The sequence below is a fragment of the Modestobacter sp. SYSU DS0657 genome (genome assembly GCF_054050925.1).
Window position 1 is genome coordinate 1 of sequence record NZ_JBJHAG010000034.1, and the last position, 20,919, is coordinate 20,919.

Annotated in this window: 16 protein-coding genes and 1 tRNA gene; 9 read left to right on the forward strand and 8 right to left on the reverse strand. The window is 74.4% G+C overall.

The annotated features are described in order from the left end of the window. The first annotated feature begins 81 nt into the window (after nucleotides 1–81). Nucleotides 82–2,025 (forward strand): FUSC family protein, encoded by a 1,944-nt coding sequence (locus tag ACI79A_RS17410; RefSeq protein WP_457085016.1) that lies wholly within the window; start codon nucleotides 82–84, stop codon nucleotides 2,023–2,025. Between the two features lie 5 nt (nucleotides 2,026–2,030). Here the strand turns inward: ACI79A_RS17410 and ACI79A_RS17415 are convergent, their stop codons facing one another. The 4 genes from ACI79A_RS17415 to ACI79A_RS17430 form a co-directional block, all read right to left on the reverse strand. Next, nucleotides 2,031–4,715: an EAL domain-containing protein gene (locus ACI79A_RS17415; protein WP_457085017.1), complete on the reverse strand. Its 2,685-nt coding sequence runs from the start codon at nucleotides 4,713–4,715 to the stop codon at nucleotides 2,031–2,033. 80 nt (nucleotides 4,716–4,795) lie between these two features. Further along, nucleotides 4,796–4,867: transfer RNA gene (locus ACI79A_RS17420), tRNA-Val, on the reverse strand. 37 nt (nucleotides 4,868–4,904) lie between these two features. After that, complete coding sequence (locus ACI79A_RS17425; RefSeq protein WP_457085018.1) at nucleotides 4,905–5,366, reverse strand: peroxiredoxin; 462 nt, start codon at nucleotides 5,364–5,366, stop codon at nucleotides 4,905–4,907. 98 nt (nucleotides 5,367–5,464) lie between these two features. Continuing rightward, the gene (locus ACI79A_RS17430; protein ID WP_457085019.1) at nucleotides 5,465–5,893 is read right to left on the reverse strand and encodes a DUF3052 domain-containing protein; all 429 of its coding nucleotides are present in this window, start codon (nucleotides 5,891–5,893) and stop codon (nucleotides 5,465–5,467) included. Nucleotides 5,894–6,161: 268 nt separating this feature from the next. Between ACI79A_RS17430 and aceE the strand changes: the two genes are divergently transcribed. Together aceE and ACI79A_RS17440 are read left to right on the forward strand one after the other, a co-directional pair. After that, nucleotides 6,162–8,969: a pyruvate dehydrogenase (acetyl-transferring), homodimeric type gene (aceE, locus tag ACI79A_RS17435; RefSeq protein ID WP_457085020.1), complete on the forward strand. Its 2,808-nt coding sequence runs from the start codon at nucleotides 6,162–6,164 to the stop codon at nucleotides 8,967–8,969. A gap of 236 nt (nucleotides 8,970–9,205) precedes the next feature. Beyond that, complete coding sequence (locus ACI79A_RS17440; protein WP_457085021.1) at nucleotides 9,206–10,219, forward strand: type IV toxin-antitoxin system AbiEi family antitoxin domain-containing protein; 1,014 nt, start codon at nucleotides 9,206–9,208, stop codon at nucleotides 10,217–10,219. Between the two features lie 110 nt (nucleotides 10,220–10,329). Here ACI79A_RS17440 and ACI79A_RS17445 read toward each other — a convergent pair whose 3' ends face one another. Next, entirely contained in the window at nucleotides 10,330–11,532 is a 1,203-nt protein-coding gene (locus ACI79A_RS17445) for a M20 metallopeptidase family protein (protein WP_457085022.1), read from the reverse strand. A gap of 38 nt (nucleotides 11,533–11,570) precedes the next feature. Further along, on the reverse strand, nucleotides 11,571–12,101 hold the full coding sequence (locus ACI79A_RS17450) for a pirin family protein (RefSeq protein WP_457085023.1): 531 nt from the start codon (nucleotides 12,099–12,101) through the stop codon (nucleotides 11,571–11,573). A gap of 78 nt (nucleotides 12,102–12,179) precedes the next feature. On the opposite strand from ACI79A_RS17450, the gene ACI79A_RS17455 reads away from it, so the two are divergent. The 6 genes from ACI79A_RS17455 (at nucleotide 12,180) to ACI79A_RS17480 (ending at nucleotide 18,885) form a co-directional block, all read left to right on the forward strand. Continuing rightward, nucleotides 12,180–13,373: a PucR family transcriptional regulator gene (locus ACI79A_RS17455; protein WP_457085024.1), complete on the forward strand. Its 1,194-nt coding sequence runs from the start codon at nucleotides 12,180–12,182 to the stop codon at nucleotides 13,371–13,373. 149 nt (nucleotides 13,374–13,522) lie between these two features. Then, nucleotides 13,523–14,725: an acyltransferase domain-containing protein gene (locus tag ACI79A_RS17460; protein ID WP_457085025.1), complete on the forward strand. Its 1,203-nt coding sequence runs from the start codon at nucleotides 13,523–13,525 to the stop codon at nucleotides 14,723–14,725. After that, nucleotides 14,722–15,690, forward strand: a complete 969-nt coding sequence (locus tag ACI79A_RS17465; protein WP_457085026.1) for a beta-ketoacyl-ACP synthase III — start codon at nucleotides 14,722–14,724, stop codon at nucleotides 15,688–15,690. The genes ACI79A_RS17460 and ACI79A_RS17465 overlap by 4 nt, the downstream gene beginning before the upstream one ends. An 87-nt stretch (nucleotides 15,691–15,777) precedes the next feature. After that, nucleotides 15,778–16,023, forward strand: a complete 246-nt coding sequence (locus tag ACI79A_RS17470; protein WP_457085027.1) for an acyl carrier protein — start codon at nucleotides 15,778–15,780, stop codon at nucleotides 16,021–16,023. A gap of 59 nt (nucleotides 16,024–16,082) precedes the next feature. After that, nucleotides 16,083–17,324, forward strand: coding sequence for a beta-ketoacyl-[acyl-carrier-protein] synthase family protein (locus ACI79A_RS17475; protein WP_457085028.1), 1,242 nt, complete (start codon nucleotides 16,083–16,085; stop codon nucleotides 17,322–17,324). Nucleotides 17,325–17,472: 148 nt separating this feature from the next. Continuing rightward, nucleotides 17,473–18,885, forward strand: coding sequence for an acyl-CoA carboxylase subunit beta (locus ACI79A_RS17480; RefSeq protein ID WP_457085029.1), 1,413 nt, complete (start codon nucleotides 17,473–17,475; stop codon nucleotides 18,883–18,885). Between the two features lie 178 nt (nucleotides 18,886–19,063). On the opposite strand, the gene ACI79A_RS17485 is transcribed toward ACI79A_RS17480, so the two are convergent. Continuing rightward, entirely contained in the window at nucleotides 19,064–19,564 is a 501-nt protein-coding gene (locus tag ACI79A_RS17485; RefSeq protein WP_457085030.1) for a DUF3145 domain-containing protein, read from the reverse strand. Between the two features lie 315 nt (nucleotides 19,565–19,879). Beyond that, the gene (locus tag ACI79A_RS17490) at nucleotides 19,880–20,830 is read right to left on the reverse strand and encodes a DUF368 domain-containing protein (RefSeq protein ID WP_457085031.1); all 951 of its coding nucleotides are present in this window, start codon (nucleotides 20,828–20,830) and stop codon (nucleotides 19,880–19,882) included. Nucleotides 20,831–20,919: the final 89 nt, after the last annotated feature.

Here is a 20,919-nt window from a genome sequence, read left to right on the forward strand (position 1 = left end):
GCGGCACGGCGTCCAGTGTGCGACGCCGTGCCGCGACACGCCGTCGGCGGGTGGCAGGGTTGGGCCGTGGCGGACAGGGGCTTGCGAGCGCCGGCGTGGCTCGAGGAGCTGGTGCACACCAACCACCCCTCGGTGCCCTGGCGCGACGTCGTCCGCTTCGGGCTGGTCGTCCCCGCCCCGCTCGCCGTCGCGCTCGCCGTCGGGGGGACGTCCGGGAGCGCGCTGGGCGCCGGCGCCTTCGCCACCATGGGCGCGCTGGCCGCCACGCTCGCCCCGCAGCAGGGGCCGCTGCGCATCCGGCTGCGCCGGGTCGCCGCGGCCTCCCTGCTCGGCGGGCTCGGCCTGGTGGTCGGGCAGTCGCTCACCGGTGGTGGCTGGGTGCCGGTGCTGCTGCTCGCCGCGGTGTCGGCGTTCGCGGCGCTGATCAGCGCGGTCAGTGCGCCGCTGTCGCTCGGGGCCCTGCAGCTGCTGATCTACACCGCCATCTCCTCCGGCCTGAGCACGCCGCTGCCGCCCGCTGCGGAGGTCGGGTGGTTCCTGTCCGGTGCATCGCTGGGCACCCTCGCCGTGCTGGTGCAGGCGCGCACCGAGCAGGTCGACCCCGACCGGGCGGCGGTCGGCGCGGTCTTCACCCGGGTGGCCGAGCTCCTGGAGGCGATCGGCACCGACCGGTCGGAGGAGGCCCGGCGGGCGCTGACCCTGGCGCTGAACACCGGCTACGACCGGGTGATCCACGCCCGCAGCCGCTCGGCCGGGCGCAGTGCCGAGCTCGGTGAGCTCGCCGGCGTGCTGAACTCGGCCGCGCCCCTGGTCGAGGCGGCGGTCGCCAGCGCCCGCACCGGCGTCGCCGCCGACTCCCGGGACATCGGCGCGGCCCACGCGCTGGCCACCGCGGTCACCGAGCGCCGTCCGCTGGCCGGGGAGCGGCCGCCCCCGGTGGACGACGGGCCGGCGCAGCGGCGCGCGGTGCGGCACGGCATCCGCCTGGTGTGGAACGTGGTGGGCGACCCCGAGGAGCGGGCCTCGGCCGCCGTCCCCCGCCCGCAGGTCGACCGCCGGGCCCGCGCCCGCGACCTGCTCGACCGCACGGTCGGCGACGCCGACTCCCGCGCGTTCGTCGTCCGGCTCACCCTCTGCATGACCGTCGCCGAGATCGCCCGCCAGACCCTGCCGGTGGAGCGCCCCTACTGGGTGCTGCTCACCGTGGCGATCGTGCTCAAGCCCGACTACGGCTCGGTGTTCACCCGTGCCGTGCAGCGTGGTGCGGGCACGCTGCTCGGCGTCCTGATCGGCTCGCTGCTGCTCACGTTCCTGTCCCGGGACGCCTGGGTCCTGCTGCCCCTGGCCCTGTCGGCGGCCGCGCTGCCGTGGGCGCGCAGCGGCAGCTTCGGGCTCTTCTCCGTCTTCCAAACCCCGCTGATCATCCTGCTGCTGGACCTGGCCACCCCGACGGGCGCCGGGCTGGTCGGCGCCCGGTTGGTCGACACCCTCATCGGCTGCGGGATCGTGCTGGTGTTCGGCTACCTGCTGTGGCCCCAGACCTGGCGGGCCCCGCTGGACGACGCCCTGCGCGCCGCCATCCTGGCGCTGGAACGGTTCGTCGACGCGGCGTTCACCGGCAGCCCGGAGGCCACCCGCCGCGCCCGCCGGGCCAGCTACCGGGCGCTGGCCGAGCTGCAGACCCAGTTGCAGCGGCGGCTGGCCGAGCCGCCGCCGGTGAGCACCCGGGCGGCCGCCTGGTGGCCGGTGATCGTGCAGCTGGAGCGCACGTCCGACGCGGTCACCGAGGCGGTGATCGAACTGCGCGCCGGGGAACCGGTGCCCGATCCGGCGCAGGTGGCCGTGCTGCGCAAGGCCATCCGTGAGCTGGAGCAGGACCTGCGCGAGCACCGCCTCCCCGACGACGCCGAGGTGCACGCCGAGGGGGTGCTGGCGCTGGTGGCGCGGGAGGTCGACGCCGCCCGCCGGCTGGTGCGGGAGACCACCCCCGGCCGGTGGGCCGGCGTGCGCGGCGCCGACGACTGAACGGTTCAGCGCGGCGCGGGGATCGCGCTCCGCACCAGCAGGTTCCCGGCCGCTGCGGCCGGCAGCGGCCGGTGCAGCAGGAACCCCTGCGCGTGGTCGCAGCCCTCGGCACGCAGCCGGTCCAGCTGTCCGGGCTCCTCCACGCCCTCGGCGACCACGGACAGCCCGAAGGTGTGCGCCGCCCGGATCATCAGCGCCACCAGCTCACCGGAGCCGGCGTCGGTCGAGGCGACGAAGCTCCGGTCGATCTTGAGCGTGTCGACCGGCATGTGCCGCAGCTGCCCGATCGAGGTGTAGCCGGTGCCGAAGTCGTCGATGGCGATCGCGGCGCCCATCTCCCGCAGCGCCACCAGGTGCTCGATGGCCACCGGGTCGTCGACCAGCACCGTCTCGGTCACCTCGAGCACCAGCAGGCGCGCGGGCAGGCCCGAGGCGGCCAGCGCGTCGGCGACGTCGGTGACGACCTGCCGGTCGGCCAGGTGCCGGCCGGAGATGTTCACCGCCACCGTCGGCTCCGGGTGCCCGACGGGCACCGGCACGCTGCGCCGCCACTCGGCCAGCTGCCGGGTCGCCTCGTGCAGCACCCAGCGGTCCAGGTCGCAGATCAGCCGGGAGCCCTCGGCCGCCGGGATGAACTCGTCCGGGGACACCATGCCGACCCCCGGCCGATCCCAGCGCACCAGCGCCTCGAAGCCGGTGAGCTGCCCGGTCCCGGCGTCGACCACCGGCTGGTAGTGCAGCAGCATCTCCCCGGCGGCCAGGCCCGAGGCCACCGCCGCCTCCAGCTCGGCCCGCTCGGCGAGCTGCGCGCGCAGCGTCTCGTCGAAGACCTCGGCCCGCCCGCGGCCGTGCCGCTTGGCCCGGTAGGTGGCCGCATCGGCCTCGGCGAAGAGCACGTCGGCGTCGGTGGTGGCGTCCCGGCTCACCGCGACGCCGATGCTGGCGCCGACCCGCACCTGGTGGCCGTCGGTGGCGATCGGCTGGCCGACCACCGCGATCAGCCGTTCGGCGAGCTCCAGCAGGTCGCGTTCGGCCTCCACCGGCTCGACCAGGACGACGAACTCGTCCCCGCCCAGCCGGCACACGACGTCCCCCGAGCGCACGGCGGCCTCCAGCCGGGCCGCGACGGTGCGCAGCACCTCGTCGCCGCAGGCGTGCCCGTGGGTGTCGTTGACCGCCTTGAAGCCGTCCAGGTCGACGAACAGCAGCCCGGTCATCGCGCCGGAGCGGCGGGCGCGGAACAGCGCCGACTCGGTCAGCTGCATCGCCTGCGCCCGGTTGGGCAGCTCGGTGAGCGCGTCGTGGGCGGCGCGGTGGGCCAGCGCCGACTGCAGCTCCTCGCGCTGGCGGACCGAGCTGACGATCTGGCGCACCGAGGCGTGCACGACCTCGCCCAGCGGCCCGGGGAGCGGCTCGGCGAGCAGCGCGTTGTCCAGGTCGCCGCGGGCGACGGCGCCGGCCTGCTCCTGCACGCGACGCAGACTGGCCACCGCGGAGGCCAGCGCGGCGGAGACGGTGCGCACCTCCCGCGGGCCGGCGACCTCCACCTGCACGAGGGCTCCCTCGCTGACGTGGTCGGCCTGCCCGGCGAGGACGCGCAGCGCCCGGGTCACCACCCGGCCGACGAGCACCACGCTCAGCAGGGAGGCCAGCAGCACGAGGACGCCGAGCACCAGGGTCCGGTTGCGCCGGTCCACCGCCTGGTCCCGGTCGGCCGCGGCCGCGGCCCGGGCCTCGTCGGCGGCGGTGTGCACCAGCCCGCTGAGCAGGGCGTCGCGGTCGCTGCTCTGGAAGAGGAGGGAGACCATCCGGGCCACGTCGGGGGCCGCCGGCCGGCTGCCGTCCGCGGTCGGCCCGAGCAGCGCGTCCAGGGCCGTCGAGACGTCGGCGCCGCGCACCTCCTGCCACGCGGCCTGCAGGGACGGCTGGGACAGGTCCGCCATCTGCTCGAGGGCGTCGTTGTAGGCCAGCCACCCGGTCTCCCAGGCCAGCTGCGACCCGATCAGCGTGCCGCTGTCCCCGAACACCGCACCCAGGTAGAGCGGGGTCTGCCGGCTGGCGGTGGTGGCCAGCTGGGCCACGACCTGCACGTCCTGGATGGCTCGTTGGGTGCGCGCCGGCAGCCCCTCGGCACTGGCCTCGGCGGCCACCGCGCGCTGGCTGTGCACCAGGTCGTTGGAGATGGCCAGGTAGCCGAGGTAGATGCCCTCGATCGAGACGGCGAACGTGTCGGCCCGCTCCCGCAACGTGGTCAGCTGGGCGCGCACCCGCACCGCGGCCTCCGCGCCGTAGGCGCCGCGGGCGGCCTCCGCGAGCGCCTGGTCGGTGGTCTCTCGTGCGGTCTGCAGCGTCTCCAGCGCCACGGTGCGCTGCTGCGCCAGGATGAGGACGGGCAGGCCGAGGGCGTCGGCGGCGCCGGGCTGGTCGATGACCGACAGCGCGAGGGTCGGCAGGATCTCCTGCTCCACGCTGCTGCGCGCGGTGTCCAGGTGCGCCAGCGCCCCGACCGCCGCCTCGGCACGGGCGGCGCTGGCCGCCTCGGCGATGCTGGCCCGGGTGAGCGCCGCGGTGAGGGCGGCCGCTCCCAGCAGCGGGACCAGGGTGAGCGCGGTCAGGTACACCCACAGCGGGACGCCGCGGCCGCGGCCCCGGAGGGAGCGGCGTCGCGTCGTCGTCGATCTGCGCAGCACGAGAGTGCCATCGGCTGTGCCGCACGTCGCATTGAGCCGGGCCACCCCGACGGGGTGACGAACTGCTCGGGATGAACCGGTGGGCGCGGCAGGGATCGAACCTGCGACCGCTCGCTTGTAAGGCGAGAGCTCTCCCGCTGAGCTACGCGCCCGTGCGGCCAGGGTAAGGGCCGCCCCTGGTCGCCGGGATCAGGTGGCCAGCCCGGCGACCGCGTCCTTCCAGCCCGACTGCGCCCGCGGGTCACCGGGCTGGTTCACCTCGGTGAAGGCGACGACGCCGTCCGCGTCGATCAGGAAGGTGCCGCGCAGCGCCATGCCGGCCCGCTCGTTGAACACCCCGTAGGCCTGCGCGGTCGCCCCGTGCGGCCAGAAGTCCGACAGCAGCGGGAACTGCAGGCCCTCCTTCTCGCGGAACGCCTTGAGGCTGAACACCGGGTCGGTGGAGATCGCCACGACCTGCACGCCGGTCCGGGTGTAGGTGGCGAGGTCGTCGCGCAGCTGGCAGAGCTCACCGGTGCAGGTGCCGGAGAAGGCGAAGGGGTAGAAGACCACCAGCACCGGGGCGCCACGCAGCCCGCTCAGCGAGACCACCTGCTTGTCCTGGTCGGGCAGGCTGAACTCGGGCGCGACGTCACCGACGGAGAGGCTCATGCCCCTGATGCTGCCCCAGCGGCGTCCTGCCCCCACCTCCGGCCCCGTCCAGAGGCTCGTCCCGAGCGTGCGAGGGATGAGGAGGACGGGGTCCTTCTTCAGCGGCGGGGCTGGCGAGCTGCCTTGGGGGTGACCAGGCGGATGCCCGACCACTCCTTGGCGGCCGAGATGCTCGAGGTCTGCTGCAGGCCGGCCGTCGGCGCCGCCTCGGTGACGTCACCGGGCTCGACGTGGCCGGGACGCCCGGACTTGGGCACCAGCAGCCACACCACGCCGTCGTCGGCGAGCGAGGCGATCGAGTCGACGAGCGCGTCGATCAGGTCGCCGTCCTCCTCCCGCCACCACAGCAGGACGACGTCGGCCACCTCGTCGGAGTCCTCGTCGACCATCTCGCTGCCCGACAGCTCCTCGACGGAGTCGCGCAGTTGCTCGTCGACGTCCTCGTCCCAGCCGAGCTCTTGCACGACCATGCCCGGCTTGATCCCCAGCCGGGCAGCCATGCTGGTGCTGCCCGAGTCGACGCTCATCCCTGCTCGTCCTCCATGTGTCCCAGTAGATCGGTTCCGGCGGTCCCGCGCACGATCACACACCCCGCACGGTGCCGGTGGACCGACAGTCTGCTGGGTCGGGGGCCCTCAGCGATACCCGACCGGCTCATCGCGTGCCCGCCACGCCGTCCCGGGGCCGCCCGGCGCCTCGCGGCGCGGGGCTCACCGGGGCCCCGGATCGGGTCGTTCGGGACGCGTCGGGCGGGGCGCGTGACGCGCGCTACCCCGACAGGGGACGATGTGGGGCATGAGCGCACCGCAGCAGTCGGACGGAGACCCCGCCCGCACCACCGGCACCCCCCGCGCGGTCATCACCGACGGGCGGGCCAGCCAACTCCCCGACACCGACCCGGACGAGACCCAGGAGTGGCTGGAGTCCCTCGACGCGGTCGTCGACCACGCCGGTCGCAACCGCGCCCGCTACCTCATGCTCCGCATGCTCGAGCGCAGCCGTGAGCAGCAGGTCGGCGTCCCCGCGCTCCGCAGCACCGACTACATCAACACGATCCCGCCGGAGCAGGAGCCGTGGTTCCCCGGCGACCTGGAGGCCGAGCGGAAGATCCGCCACGCCATCCGCTGGAACGCCGCGATCATGGTGCACCGCGCGCAGCGGCCGGGGATCGGCGTCGGCGGCCACATCTCCTCCTACGCGTCGTCGGCGATGCTCTACGAGGTGGGCTTCAACCACTTCTTCCGCGGCAAGGACCACCCCGGCGGCGGCGACCAGATCTACTTCCAGGGCCACGCCTCGCCGGGCATCTACGCCCGCGCCTTCCTCGAGGGCCGGCTGACCGAGCACCAGCTCGACGGGTTCCGCCAGGAGGTCAGCCACCCCGGAGGCGGGCTGTCGTCCTACCCGCACCCGCGGCTGATGCCGGACTTCTGGGAGTTCCCCACCGTCTCCATGGGCCTGGGCCCGATGAACGCGATCTACCAGGCTCGGTTCAACCGCTACCTGCACAACCGCGGCATCGCCGACACCGCCGACCAGCACGTGTGGGCGTTCCTCGGCGACGGCGAGACCGACGAGCCGGAGTCGCTCGGCCCGATCGGGCTGGCCGCGCGTGAGGAGCTGGACAACCTCACCTTCGTCATCAACTGCAACCTGCAGCGCCTCGACGGCCCGGTCCGCGGCAACGGCAAGGTCATCCAGGAGCTGGAGTCGTTCTTCCGCGGCGCCGGCTGGAACGTCATCAAGGTGATCTGGGGCCACGGCTGGGACAAGCTGCTGGCCGCCGACCGCGACGGCGCGCTGGTCAACCTGATGAACTCGACGCCGGACGGCGACTACCAGACCTACAAGGCCGAGGACGGCGCGTTCGTCCGCGAGCACTTCTTCGGCCGCGACCCGCGCACCCGCAAGCTGGTCGAGGGCATGACCGACGACGAGGTCTGGCAGCTCGCCCGCGGCGGGCACGACTACCAGAAGGTCTACGCCGCCTACAAGGCCGCGATGGACCACAAGGGCCAGCCCACGGTCATCCTCGCCAAGACCATCAAGGGCTGGACGCTGGGCAGCCACTTCGAGGGCCGCAACTCCACCCACCAGATGAAGAAGCTGACCGCCGAGGACCTGGTGGGCTTCCGCGACCGGCTGGAGATCCCGATCCCGGACGAGCAGCTGGACAAGACGCTGCCGCCCTACTACAAGCCCGACCCGGACTCCCCCGAGATGCAGTACATGCTCGAGCGGCGCCGGCAGCTGGGCGGGTCGGTGCCCCGGCGGCGGTCGGAGCACAAGCCGCTGAAGACCCCCGAAGACAAGGCGTTCGACGTCCTCAAGCGCGGCTCGGGCAAGCAGGAGGTCGCCACCACCATGGCCTTCGTCCGGCTGCTCAAGGAGCTCATCAAGGACAAGGAGCTCGGCCCGCGCTTCGTGCCGGTCATCCCCGACGAGGCCCGCACCTTCGGGATGGACTCGCTCTTCCCGTCGCAGAAGATCTACAACCCGCACGGGCAGAACTACACGTCGGTCGACCGCGAGCTGATGCTGGCCTACAAGGAGTCCGAGCAGGGGCAGATCCTGCACGAGGGGATCAACGAGGCCGGCTCCACGGCCTCGTTCATCGCCGCGGGCACCTCCTACGCCACGCACGGCGAGGCGATGATCCCGATCTACATCTTCTACTCGATGTTCGGGTTCCAGCGCACCGGCGACTCGATCTGGGCGGCCGGCGACCAGATGACGCGCGGCTTCCTGCTGGGCGCCACCGCCGGCCGGACGACGCTCAACGGCGAGGGGCTGCAGCACGAGGACGGGCACTCGCTGCTGCTGGCGGCGACCAACCCCGCCGTCGTCACCTACGACCCCGCGTTCTCCTACGAGGTCGGGCACATCACCAAGGACGCCCTGGCCCGGATGTACGGCAACGACCCGGGCGCGCCGCTGGGTGGGCACCGTGACCCGAACGTCATGTACTACCTGACGGTCTACAACGAGCCCTACCAGCAGCCGGCCGAGCCGGAGGACCTGGACGTCACCGGCCTGTTGGCCGGCATGTACCGCTACGCCGAGGGCCCGCAGCTGGAGGACGGCACCAAGGCCCAGGTGCTCGCCTCCGGGGTGGCCGTGCCGTGGGCGCTGCGGGCGCAGCAGCTGCTGGCCGACGACTGGGGGGTCTCCGCCGACGTCTGGTCGGTGACCTCCTGGACCGAGCTGCGCCGCGAGGCGGTCGAGGCCGACGAGTGGAACCTGCTGCACCCGGCCGAGGAGCCCAAGGTGCCGTTCGTGACCCGGCAGCTGACCGACGCCCCCGGCCCGGTCGTGGCGGTCTCGGACTGGATGAAGGCGGTCCCCGACCTCATCGCGCCGTTCGTCCCCGGTGGGTTGTCATCGCTGGGCACCGACGGGTTCGGCCTGTCCGACACCCGCCCGGCGCTGCGTCGGCACTTCCAGGTCGACGCCGAGTCGATCGTCGTCCGCACGCTGGCGTCGCTGGCCCAGCGCGGCGAGATCGAGCGCGACGTCGTCCGGCAGGCGGTGGAGAAGTACCAGATCGGGGACGAGGAGAAGGCCCCGGCCGAGGAGCGGACGGACGAGCACCCGGCCACCTGACGCCTGCCGCTCCGCTGCTCAGCACTGATCAGGTGACCTGATCAACGACTGTCCCCCCGCACCAGCGTTGGTGCGGGGGGACAGTCATTGGTGCAGGGGGACGTCGATGCAGGTGCGCCGAGACGCCTGCTCACCCGCACGCCCGCTCCGCCGGCCGCCATCCACACCGTCGGTGGCTGCCCACAGGAAACCGCGGACGCTTCCTGCGTGGCCGCCGTCGACGCGACGGTGGCGCCATGGAACCGACCCTCGCCAGCGCGATGGACCGGCATGCCGGTGTCTTCTCCACCGCCGACGCGCTCGCCACCGGGACAGACCGCAACGCCATCGGGCCGCTGGTCCGGTCCGGTGCCTGGCGGCGCATCCGCTACGGCGTCTACACGACCGGTGAGGTGTGGCGCCGACACGAGGCTGAGGGCCGCACCCACCGGTTGGAGTGCGCCGCCGTCCTGCGCCGCCTGGACCACGCGTCCACCGCGGTCAGCCACACGTCGGCGGCTCGGCTGCACGGCCTGGTCGTCCCGCGAGCCACCGACGGCGTCGTGCGGCTGACGGACCCCGACAACTACCGGACCGGCCGGGGCTACCGGATCAGTCCAGCCAGCCTCCCGGCCGAGGACGTCGTGGTGTTGCAGGGGCTGCGCGTCACCACGATCACCCGGAGCCTGGCCGACGCGGGGCGGGAGTGGGACCTCGCCGACACCGTCGTGGCAGTGGACGACGCCCTGGCCGACGGGCTGACCACCCCGGCTCGACTGCGCGACGCGGCCCTCGCCCAGACCCACTGGTCCGGCTGCGGGCGCGCGGCTCAGGCGTTCTCACTGGCGCGCGTCGGGGCGCACTCCCCGCACGAGACCCGCACCCGGCTCGCCCTGCTCGCTGCAGGACTCCCCGAGCCGCTGCTGCAGCAGGCCGTCTTCCTCGACTCGCGCCTCGTCGCCGTCCTGGACATGTACTGGCCGGAGCACGGCGTCTTCGCCGAGTGCGACGGCATGGTCAAGTACGCCGATCCGTGGCGAGGCCGCACCCCCGCCCAGGTGCTGTGGGAGGAGAAGCGCCGGCAGGATGCGCTGCTGGACCTCGACCTGCACGGCGTACGGATCACCCCGGAGGACCGCGGGCACCCCTGGAGCGAGAAGGTCGACCGCTTGTGGTCGCTGCTCGCTCGGGGCCGCCGGGCCGCCCCGCGTTACCGGACAGAGTCCTGGAACCGGGGGCTCCGGTCGCCCCGCACGACCGCCGCCGGCTGACGCCCACGACGTCCCCCCGGAGCAATGCCTGTCCTCCCGCACCAATGCTGCTGCGGGAGGACAGGCAGTGATCAGGTGACCTGATCACTGCCGCGCATCAGGCGAGCGGGTCAGCCGGCGAGGGCGTCCAGCGCCACCCGGGCGTAGAGGGCGACGCCGGCGGGCAGCGCGTCCTCGTCGAAGACCACCAGGTTCGAGTGGTTGCCCGGAGCGGTGGCCGGGTCGAGATCGGGCGGGCAGGCGCCGAGGAAGGCCATCGCACCGGGCACCCGCTCCAGCACGTAGGAGAAGTCCTCCGCGCCCATCAGCGGCACCGGCATCACCCGGCTGGCGTCCGCGCCGAGCACCGCGCCGGCGGCAGCGGTCACCCGGGCGGCGACGTCGGCGTCGTTGACCGTCACCGGGTAGCCCTCGATCCGCTCGAACACCGCGGTCAGCCCGTGGGCGGCGGCGACGTGCTCCCCGACCCGCTGCACCGCGGCGAGAACCTGCGCGCGCCGCTCCGCCGACAGCGCGCGGATGGTGCCGTGCAGCAGCGCCGAGTCCGGGATGACGTTGTCGGTGGTGCCGGCCTCCAGGTGGCCGACGGTGACCACCGCGGGGTCGAACACGTCGACAGTGCGGGTCACCATCGTCTGCAGGGCGAGCACGATCTCCGCGGCCACCGGCACCGGGTCGGCGCCCAGGTGCGGGGTGGAGGCGTGCCCGCCGCGGCCGTGGACGGTGATCGTCCACTGGTCGGCCGAGGCCATCATCGGGCCGGGCCGGACGTTGATCGTGCCGGTCGGGAACATGGTGGAGATGTGCAGCGCGAACGCTCCGCTCACCGGGGCCTCGGGGACGGCGTCCAGCAGCCCCTCCTCGAGCATGAACCGGGCGCCGTGGAAGCCCTCCTCCCCGGGCTGCAGCATGAACACCACCTGCCCGGCGAGCTGGTCGCGGCGCTCGGCGAGCAGCCGGGCGGCGCCCAGCAGCATCGCGACGTGGGTGTCGTGCCCGCAGGCGTGCATCACGCCGGCCACCTCGGAGGCGAAGGGCAGCCCGGTGTCCTCCTGCACCGGCAGCGCGTCCATGTCGGCGCGCAGCAGGTAGCTGGGCCCGGGCCGGGCGCCGCGGAGCACCCCGACCACCGAGCTGGTGGTGGTGCCGGTCGTCAGCTCGACGGGCAGGCCGGCGAAGGCCTCGACGACGGTGGCCTGCGTCTCCGGCAGGTGCAGGCCGATCTCCGGACGGCGGTGCAGCCGGCGGCGCAGGTCGAGCGTGCGGTCGGCGTCGGCACGGGCGGCGGCGAGGAGGTCAGCATCGGCAGGCATGTCGGCCAGTCTGTAGCAGTGCTCAAGATCCGGGGAGGTCAGTCGGCCCAGGCGGGCCGGGCGGTGTCCAGCTGCCAGACCAGGACGACGCCGGAACCCGGCACCGGCCCCTCCCCCACGGCGGCCGTGACGCCGTCGTCGCCGACGGCCACCCGCAGCCCCGGCGGTACGGCCGGGCCGGCCGTCCCGAGCCACAGCCGGGCGTCGGAACGGCCGAGGTCGATCCAGCCGGTGGGCCGCAGCAGCACGTCGTGTGCCGGTGTCGCTCCGGGCGCGGCCGAGCGCAGGTGGGTCTGCAGGACGTGCGCACCGTCGGCGCCGGCGACCTCGTCGTGCTCCAGACCGCGACCGGCCCGCAGCACCGCGACGTCGCCCGGGCCGACCACCGCCTCCCGGCCCCAGGCGTGCCGCACCGAGCCGCTGAGCACCACGGCGACCACGTCGACGTCCCGGTGGGCGTGCCGGCCGTAGCCCGCTCCCCCGGTCAGCCGGTCGTCGGCCAGCCGCAGCAGCGGGCCCAGCGAGCCGTCCGCGGGGTCCAGCAGCACCCGCGAGTCCAGACCGGTCACGTCGCCACCAGCCCCGGAAGTGGTGTGTGCACGGTCTCCAGGATCCCCCGTCGATGCCGCCATGACACCCTTGCCGCCGTGGAGGACACCACAGCGGCGCGGCCCGCGCGCGTGCGCCCGTCGGAGGCGACGCTGCGCCGGCTGGAGCGGGCCTCCGGATCGCTGGCCACGCAGGCGGTCGCCCGGATGGACGAGGAGCTCGCCTGGTTCCGGGCGATGCCGGCCGACCAGCGGTCCTGGGTCACCCTGGTCGCCCAGGCGGGCATCGCCTCGCTGGTCGAGTGGTGCCGCAACCCCGGCCGGCCGCCCCGGCTGACCGGCGAGGTCTTCGGCGCCGCTCCCCGGGAGCTGGCGCGCGCGGTGCCGCTCAAGCAGACCGTCGACCTGATCAAGGTCACCGTGGAGGTCGTCGAGGCCCGGGTGGGCCAGGTCGCCGAGCCCGGCGAGGCCGAGCCGCTGCGGCTGGCCGTGCTGCAGTTCAGCCGTGAGGTCGCCTTCGCCACCGCGCACGTCTACGCCAGCTTCGCCGAGAACCGCGGCGCCTGGGACGCGCGGCTGGAGGCCCTCGTGGTCGACGCCCTGGTGCGCGGCGACCGGTCCGAGGAGCTGCCGGGCCGGGCCGCGGCGCTGGGCTGGGCCACCACCGGCCCGGTGCTGGTGCTGGTCGGCGCCGCGCCGCCGGCGGAGCGGGACTCCCGCGCCGCGGTGCGGCGGGCGGCGCGCTCGCTGCGCAGCGAGGTGCTCGTGGGGGTGCACGCGGACAAGCTGGTGGTGGTCCTGGGTGGCGTCGACCGGCTGACCGAGGTCGCCGAGCGGGTGTGCCGGGAGTTCGGGCCGGGCCCGGTCGTCGTCGGCCCGCAGGTCGACTCGCTGGCCCGCGCCGCCGAGTCCGCGGCCGCGGCGCTCGCCGGGCTGCGCGCTGCCGCAGCCTGGCCGGACGCGCCCCGCCCGGTGGACGCCGAGGCGCTGCTGCCCGAGCGCGCCCTCGACGGCGACCCGGTGGCCCGGACGGCGCTGGCCGAACGGATCGCCGGCCCGCTGGAGGCCGCCGGCGGGGAGGTGCTGGAGACCGTCCGGGCGGTGCTCGCCCACGGGGGCAACCTGGAGGGGACGGCGCGGGCACTGTTCGTGCACCCCAACACCGTGCGGTACCGGCTCAAGCGGGCCACCGAGCTGACCGGGTGCTCGATCACCGACCCCCGCGGGGCCTGGACCCTGCAGCTGGCGCTGGCGCTGACCCGCCTCGAGGGCGCCCGGTCGCTCTGGCACTGACCGGACCGGCCATTGTGGCCTCCCCCACCCCGAACCGTCATCTGGAGCAGTTCCGGAGGCCGCTTTTGGAGGGTTCCTCCAAAGAGCAACCGCAGTAATTCGTGGGTCTTCCGGCTCCGCGCGGCGCCGCCACCTGCCAGGGTTGTTCCGTGCTGGCCGTTCTCGCCCCCGGACAGGGTGCCCAGAAGCCCGGGATGCTCACCGACTGGCTCGACCTCCCCGGCGCGGAGCCGTTCTTCCGCTGGGCCGGGGCGATCGCCGACGCCGACCTCCTGGAGCTCGGCACGACCGGTGACGCCGAGGCGATCAAGGACACCGCGGTCACCCAGCCGCTCGTCGTCGCGATGAGCCTGTTCATCGCCCGCGAGCTCGGCGGGATGCCGGGCCCGGTGCTCCACGCACCCGCCGCCGGCCGCGACGTCGTCATTACCGGCCACTCGGTGGGCGAGCTGACCGCCGCCGCGCTGGCCGGCGTGCTCTCGGTCGAGGCCGCGATCGCGCTGACCGCGGTGCGCGGCCGGGCGATGGCCCGGGCCTGCGCGCAGACGCCGACCGGGATGTCCGCCGTCCTGGGGGGCGACCCGGAGCAGGTGCTCGCGGCGATCGAGCGCCACGGCCTGACCCCGGCGAACATGAACGGCGGCGGTCAGGTGGTCGCCGCCGGTTCGCTGGAAGGTCTCGCCGCGCTCAAGGCCGACCCGCCGGAGAAGGCGCGGATCATGCCGCTGTCGGTCGCCGGCGCCTTCCACACCTCGTACATGGCCAGCGCCCGCGACGAGCTCGAGGGCCTGATCGGTGGGCTGCGCCCGGCCGACCCGAGCCGGCTGCTGCTGTCCAACGCCGACGGCGCCGCGGTCGACAACGGCGCCGAGGTGCTCTCCCGGCTGGTCACCCAGGTCACCAGCCCGGTGCGCTTCGACGCGTGCCTGGCGACCCTGCGCGACCTCGGCGTCACCGCCGTGCTGGAGCTGCCCCCGGCGGGTGCGCTCGCCGGCCTGGCGAAGCGGGAGTGGAAGGGAACCGACATCGAGGTGCTGGCGCTGACCAAGCCCGCCGACCTCGACCGCGCGCGGGAGCTGATCGACGCCGAACGCGGGCGCGCGGAGGCCCAGCACTCCCCCGACTGGCGGGTGGTCGTCGCCCCCGCCCGCGGCACGGTCAACCCGGCCGACGTCGCCGAGGGCACGCACCTGCCGGCCGGCACCCCGCTCGGCTGCATCCGCAGCCGCCGCGAGGAGGTCAACGTCTCCGCCGGCTACGACGGCGTCCTCGCCGAGTGGCTGGTGGCCGACGGCGACCTCGTCGACGCCGGTGACCCGATCGCCCGTCTCTACCCGGAGGTTGCCCAGTGACGTCGATCCGACTGCGGGAGGGGGCGCCCGGCGCGCAGATCCTCGGCCTGGGCGGCTACCGGCCACGCCGGCGGGTCACCAACGCCGAGCTCGAGACGGTGATGGACACCAACGACGAGTGGATCCAGACCCGGGTCGGCATCGCCGAGCGCCGCTGGGCCTCGGAGGACGAGACGCTGGTCGAGATGGCGGTGGCCGCCGGCGGCAAGGCCCTGGCCGCCAGCGGGCTGGCTCCCGACCAGGTCGACCTGGTCATCGTGGCGAGCGCGAGCCTGACCGCCCCGATCCCGGGCATCGGCCCGCAGGTGGCCCACCGGCTGGGCGTCCCCCGCCCGGGGGCGTTCGACCTCAACGCCGGCTGCGCCGGGTTCTGCTACGCGCTGGGGATGGCCTCCGACGCCATCCGCTCCGGCGACGCCCGGCACGTGCTCGTCGTCGGCGTCGAGCGGCTCACCGACGTCACCGACCTGACCGACCGCTCGACCGCGGTGATCTTCGCCGACGGCGCGGGGGCGGCCGTGGTCGGGCCGTCCGAGGAGCCCGGCATCGGCCCGGTCGCCTGGGGCAGCGACGGCGACCAGTACACCGCCATCGAGATCGCCGCCGGCCGCTCGACGATGACGATGGCCGGGCAGGCCGTGTACCGCTGGGCCACCACGAAGCTCACCGCCACCCTCGAGGAGGCGATGGAGTCCGCCGGCGTCACCGCCGCCGACATCGACGTCTTCGCCCCGCACCAGGCCAACCTCCGGATCATCGAGTCGATGTCGAAGAAGCTCGGCTTCGGCCCGGACACCGTGATCGCCCGCGACATCGTGCAGTCCGGGAACACCTCCGCGGCGTCGGTCCCGCTGGCGCTGACCGCGCTGGTGGAGTCCGGCGAGGCCAAGAGCGGCGACCTGGCCCTGGTGCTCGGTTACGGCGCCGGACTGACGTTCGCCGGCCAGGTCCTCCGCCTGCCCTGATAGACCAGTGACCTCGCCGGGACGCCCGTCCCGGTCGACGGCGGAGCCACCCGGCCCCGCCAACCGCAGACAGAGAGAGGACCCCGCGTGCCCAGCACCGCAGAGATCCAGGCCGGCCTCGCCGAGATCCTGGAGGAGGTGGCCGGCGTCGCCCCGGCCGACGCCACCCCCGAGAAGTCCTTCACCGAGGACCTCGACGTCGACTCGCTCTCGATGGTGGAGATCGCCACCGCCGTCGAGGACAAGTTCGGCGTGGCCATCCCCGACGACGAGCTCGGCAACATCAAGACCGTCGGGGACGCCATGTCCTACATCGAGAAGAACCAGGGCTGACCCAGCCCGTCACCGTTCTCCCCCCCGGCCGTCCGGCCAGCCAGTCCCAGGAGGAAGTCATGAGCACGCCCACCGCCGACGTCGTCGTCACCGGGCTCGGCGCCACCACGCCACTCGGTGGTGACGTCGCCTCCACCTGGGAGGCGCTGCTGGCCGGCCGGTCCGGGGTGAGCCGGCTGAGCGCCGACTGGGCGGCGGACTTCCCCGCCCAGCTCGTCGCCCAGCTCGCCGTCGAGCCGTCCGAGCAGCTGGACCGGGTCCGCTCCCGCCGGCTCGACCGCAGCCAGCAGGTCGCCGTGATCGCCGCCGAGGAGGCCTGGCGCGACGCCGCCGGCGCCGACTCCGGCGTCGACCCCCTGCGGATCGCCGTCGTCTTCGGCACCGGCATCGGCGGCGCGGTCACCCTGCTCGACCAGGACGACGTCCTGGAGGCCAAGGGCCCCAAGCGGGTCTCCCCCTTCACCATCCCGATGCTCATGCCCAACGGCCCGGCCGCCGCCGTCGGGCTGGCCGTCGGCGCCAAGGCCGGCGTGCACGCCCCGGTGAGCGCCTGCGCCTCGGGCGCCGAGGCGATCCGCTGGGGCCTGGACCTGCTCCGGTTCGACCGCGCCGACATGGTCGTCGTCGGCGGCACGGAGGCCTGCGTGCACCCGCTGCCGATGGCCGGCTTCGCCGCGATGCGCGCGATGAGCACCCGCAACGACGAGCCCGAGCGCGCCTCCCGGCCCTTCGACAAGGGCCGCGACGGCTTCGTCCTCGGCGAGGGCGCGGGCGCCCTCGTGCTCGAGCGCGCCGACGCCGCCAAGGCCCGCGGTGCGCGCGTCCACGCCCGGCTGGCCGGCGCCGGCGCCACCGCCGACGGCTACGACCTGGTCGCCCCGCACCCGGAGGGCGAGGGTGCCGGCCGGGCGATCGCCGCGGCCATCCGCGACGCCGGGCTCACCCCCGCCGACATCGGTCACGTGAACGCGCACGCCACCTCGACCCCGATCGGCGACACCGCCGAGGCCTCCGCCATCCGCAACGCCATCGGCGACCACCCGCTGGTCACCGCCACCAAGAGCCAGACCGGGCACCTGCTCGGGGCGGCCGGGGCGCTGGAGTCGGTCTTCACCGTCCTGGCGCTGCGCGACCAGCTGGTGCCGGCGACGGCGAACCTCGACGACCCCGACGACGACGCCGCGGTCCAGGCGCTGGACATCGTCCGCCGCGAGCCGCGGAAGGCCTCGTTCACCGCCGCGCTGAACGACTCCTTCGGGTTCGGCGGCCACAACATGGCCCTGGTCTTCACCACGGCATGACGAAGGACCCCGCTGCCCCCCGTGAAGGACCCCGTCCCCCTCACCGCTCGCAAGCTCGCAGTGAGCCTCCGGACGGGGCCGTCCACGCTCGCGGCGGGCCCCTGCAGCGCGGCCGTTCCCTCCGGCACGTCCCTCTGAGGAGCTGCTCATGACCACCGCCACCCCCGCGCCGCCGGTCGCCACCGTCGACCCCCGCGACCCCGAGGACCGGCTGGCCCGGTTCTTCGACCCGGGCTCGCTGCAGCTGCTGGCCGCCCGCGACACCTCCGGGGTGCTGGCGGGGCGCGGCACCGTCGCCGGCTCCCCGACGATCGCCTACTGCACCGACGCCACGATCATGGGCGGCGCGATGGGCGTCGACGGCTGCCGGCACATCGTCGACGCCATCGACACCGCGCTGCGCGAGCGGGTGCCGGTCGTCGGCATCTGGCACTCCGGTGGCGCCCGGCTGGCCGAGGGCGTCACCGCCCTGCACGCGGTCGGCGAGGTGTTCGCCGCGATGGTGCGCGCCTCGGGGCGGGTGCCGCAGATCTCCGTCGTCCTCGGCGCTGCCGCCGGCGGCGCGGCCTACGGGCCGGCGCTCACCGACCTGGTGATCATGGGCCCGGCCGGGCGGGTGTTCGTCACCGGCCCGGACGTCGTCCGGTCGGTCACCGGTGAGGTCGTCGACCAGGAGCAGCTCGGCGGCCCGGACACCCACGGTCGGCGGTCCGGCGTCGTGCACGTGGTGACCGAGACCGAGGCCGAGGCGCTGGAGACCGCCCGCACCGCGGTCGACCTGCTGGCCGCGCAGGGCAGCTTCGCCCCCGCCCAGGACGAACCGGCCGTCGACCTCATGGCGCTGCTGCCCGAGCAGCGCAACCGCGCCTACGACGTCAAGCCGCTGGTCGCCACCCTGCTCGACGGCCCCGGCCTGGAGCTGCACCCGCGGTTCGCGCCGAACATCGTGACCGCGCTCGGCCGGCTGGCCGGGCGCACCGTCGGGGTGATCGCGAACAACCCGTTGCGCCTGGGCGGCTGCCTGGACTCCGCCTCCGCGGAGAAGGCGGCCCGGTTCGTGCGGATGTGCGACGCCTTCGGGGTGCCGCTCGTCGTGCTGGTCGACGTGCCCGGCTACCTGCCCGGCGTCGGTCAGGAGTGGGACGGCGTCGTGCGCCGCGGGGCGAAGCTGCTGCACGCCTTCGCCGAGGCGGTGGTGCCGCGTGTGACGCTGGTGACCCGCAAGTCCTACGGCGGCGCCTACATCGCGATGAACGCCCGCTCGCTCGGGGCCAACGCGGTGTTCGCCTGGCCCGGGGCCGAGGTCGCCGTCATGGGCGCCAAGGCCGCCGTCGGCATCCTGCACCGCAAGAAGCTCGCCGCGGCACCGCCCGGGGAGCGGGAGGCGCTGCACGCGCAGCTGGCCGAGGAGCACGAGCGGATCGCCGGCGGGGTGAACCGGGCCCGGGAGATCGGCGTCGTCGACGACGTCGTCGAGCCGGCCCAGACCAAGCGGCGGCTGGTGGCCGCGCTGGCGGAGACCCCGGCCGGGCGGGGCGCGCACGGCAACATCCCGCTCTGAGCAGCGCGGGTCCCGCTGGGATCAGGTCAGCTGATCGTGCTTGCTCCTGGCTCACCTCCTGCGGTGAGCCAGGAGCAGGCACGGTGAGCCAGGACGACGAACGGCCCGGCACCCTCGAGGGGTGCCGGGCCGTTGCGCGTTCGGCTGGGCGGCGGTCGAGTCGGGACGCCGCCTGCCGTCAGACGACCTGGTGCAGCCAGGTGACCGGGGCGGCGTCACCGGCGTACCGGTAGGCCTCGAGGTCGGCGTCCCAGGCGGCGCCCAGGAGCTGGTCGACGCCGTGCCGGAACGCCTCGACCGAGGTGGCGGTGGCGGCCAGGTGCCGCAGCTGCTGCTCGGTGATGATCAGGTCGCCGTTGGCGCTGACCGGCGCACGGTGCACCCCGTGCCCGGGCACGTAGGACATGCGCTCACCGTCGTTGCCGTGGCTGGCCTCCTCGGTCACCTCGAAGCGCAGCATCGGCCACTGCTTCAGGGCAGCAACCAGCTTGGCCCCGGTGCCGGGGGCGCCCGTCCAGGCGATCTCGGCACGGTAGGAGCCGTGCGCCACGGGCTGGTCAGCCCACGTCAAAGACACCGGCGCGCCGACGACGCGCTCGAGCGCCCATTCGACGTGCTGGCACAACGCCTTCGGGCACGCGTGCACGAAGACGACACCCTGGGTTGACCGTCGCTGCACGGCGCACCTCCATCGACTCGACTGGTTCGTCTTCCCCAACGGACCTGTCGTGTTCGGTGGCACTGCGTTCACACTGCGGCGGCTCCAGGAGCAACCGGTCGTCAGTCTGCCCGACGGGCCGCTCGGCGCGCCAGTGCGAGCTGGGGCGAACGAGACGTCTGAGGCCCGATGTGTCCAGTGGGACGAGTGAGGCGCACGTCGACCACGGCTTTCGCAGCGAAAGGTGGACGATTCAGGCAGAAAGTGTCCATCCCACGGTGTGGACAGCTCGGCGCATCCGGGGCCGCGCTGGTAGACCCCCGACGAGTCTGCCGGTCAGGCCCGGTGTCGCGCCAGGGCCTCCGCTGCCGCCCGGCGGTCCAGCCGGGTCTGCACGGTGAGGGCGAGGGCGACCAGCAGGCCGGCACCGAGCGCCAGCGCGGCCATGGCGAGGGCGCCGTCGTCGGGTGCCAGCAGGGCGCGGTCCTCGGTCTGCCACGGCCACAGGGCGCGCAGCGAGCCGACCATCAGGCCGGTCATCAGGGCCAGCGTCAGCGCGTGGTGGGAGCGCAGGGCCGCCTGCAACGCCTTGACGAACAGCCCGAGGCCGAGAGCGGCCCCCAGGGCGAAGGCCCCGACGTAGGCGAGGTCGCGGGAGTTGACCGCCGCCAGCGTGGGGCCGTAGAGGCCGAGGGTCAGCAGGATGAAGGACCCGGAGATGCCGGGCAGCACCAGGGCGCAGATCGCCACCGCGGCGGCGAGCACCACCACGGGCAAGGCCGGGGTCGCGTCGCCGCCGGGCGGCAGGCCGGTGAGCAGGAAGGCGGCGATGGCCGCCAGCACGGCGACGACGACGTCGCGGGTCGACCAGCGCCCGACCATCCGGGCCGGGGCGACGATGGAGAACAGCACCATGCCGAAGAAGACCGCCCGGGCGCCGACCGGGTGGTCCTCGATCAGCGGCTCCAGCAACCGGGCGCCGACGACTACGGCGACGGCCATGCCGGCCAGCAGGGGCAGGATCGTCCACCAGTGCGCGCGGCCGATCTCCGCGCGCGCCTCGGCGAGCCGCCCGGTGACCGCGTAGCGCAGGCTGGTGACGACGTGCGCGGCGCCGTCGATCAGCCGCTCGTACACCCCGAGGACCAGGGCGACGGTGCCGCCGCTGACGCCGGGCACCACCTCCGCGGCCCCCATCGCCAGGCCGCGGACCACGTGGCCGGGCGCGGTGCGGAGGCCACCGTCGGGAACGGGGACCGTGGAACTGCCTGACTGGTCTGCGCGCACCTGGCCCAGGCTAGTGGCGGTCCGACAGCTCGATCGGCATGCGGCGAGCGTTCGAGTTGCACGCGCCTGAGATTCTCCAGAGGTGCACC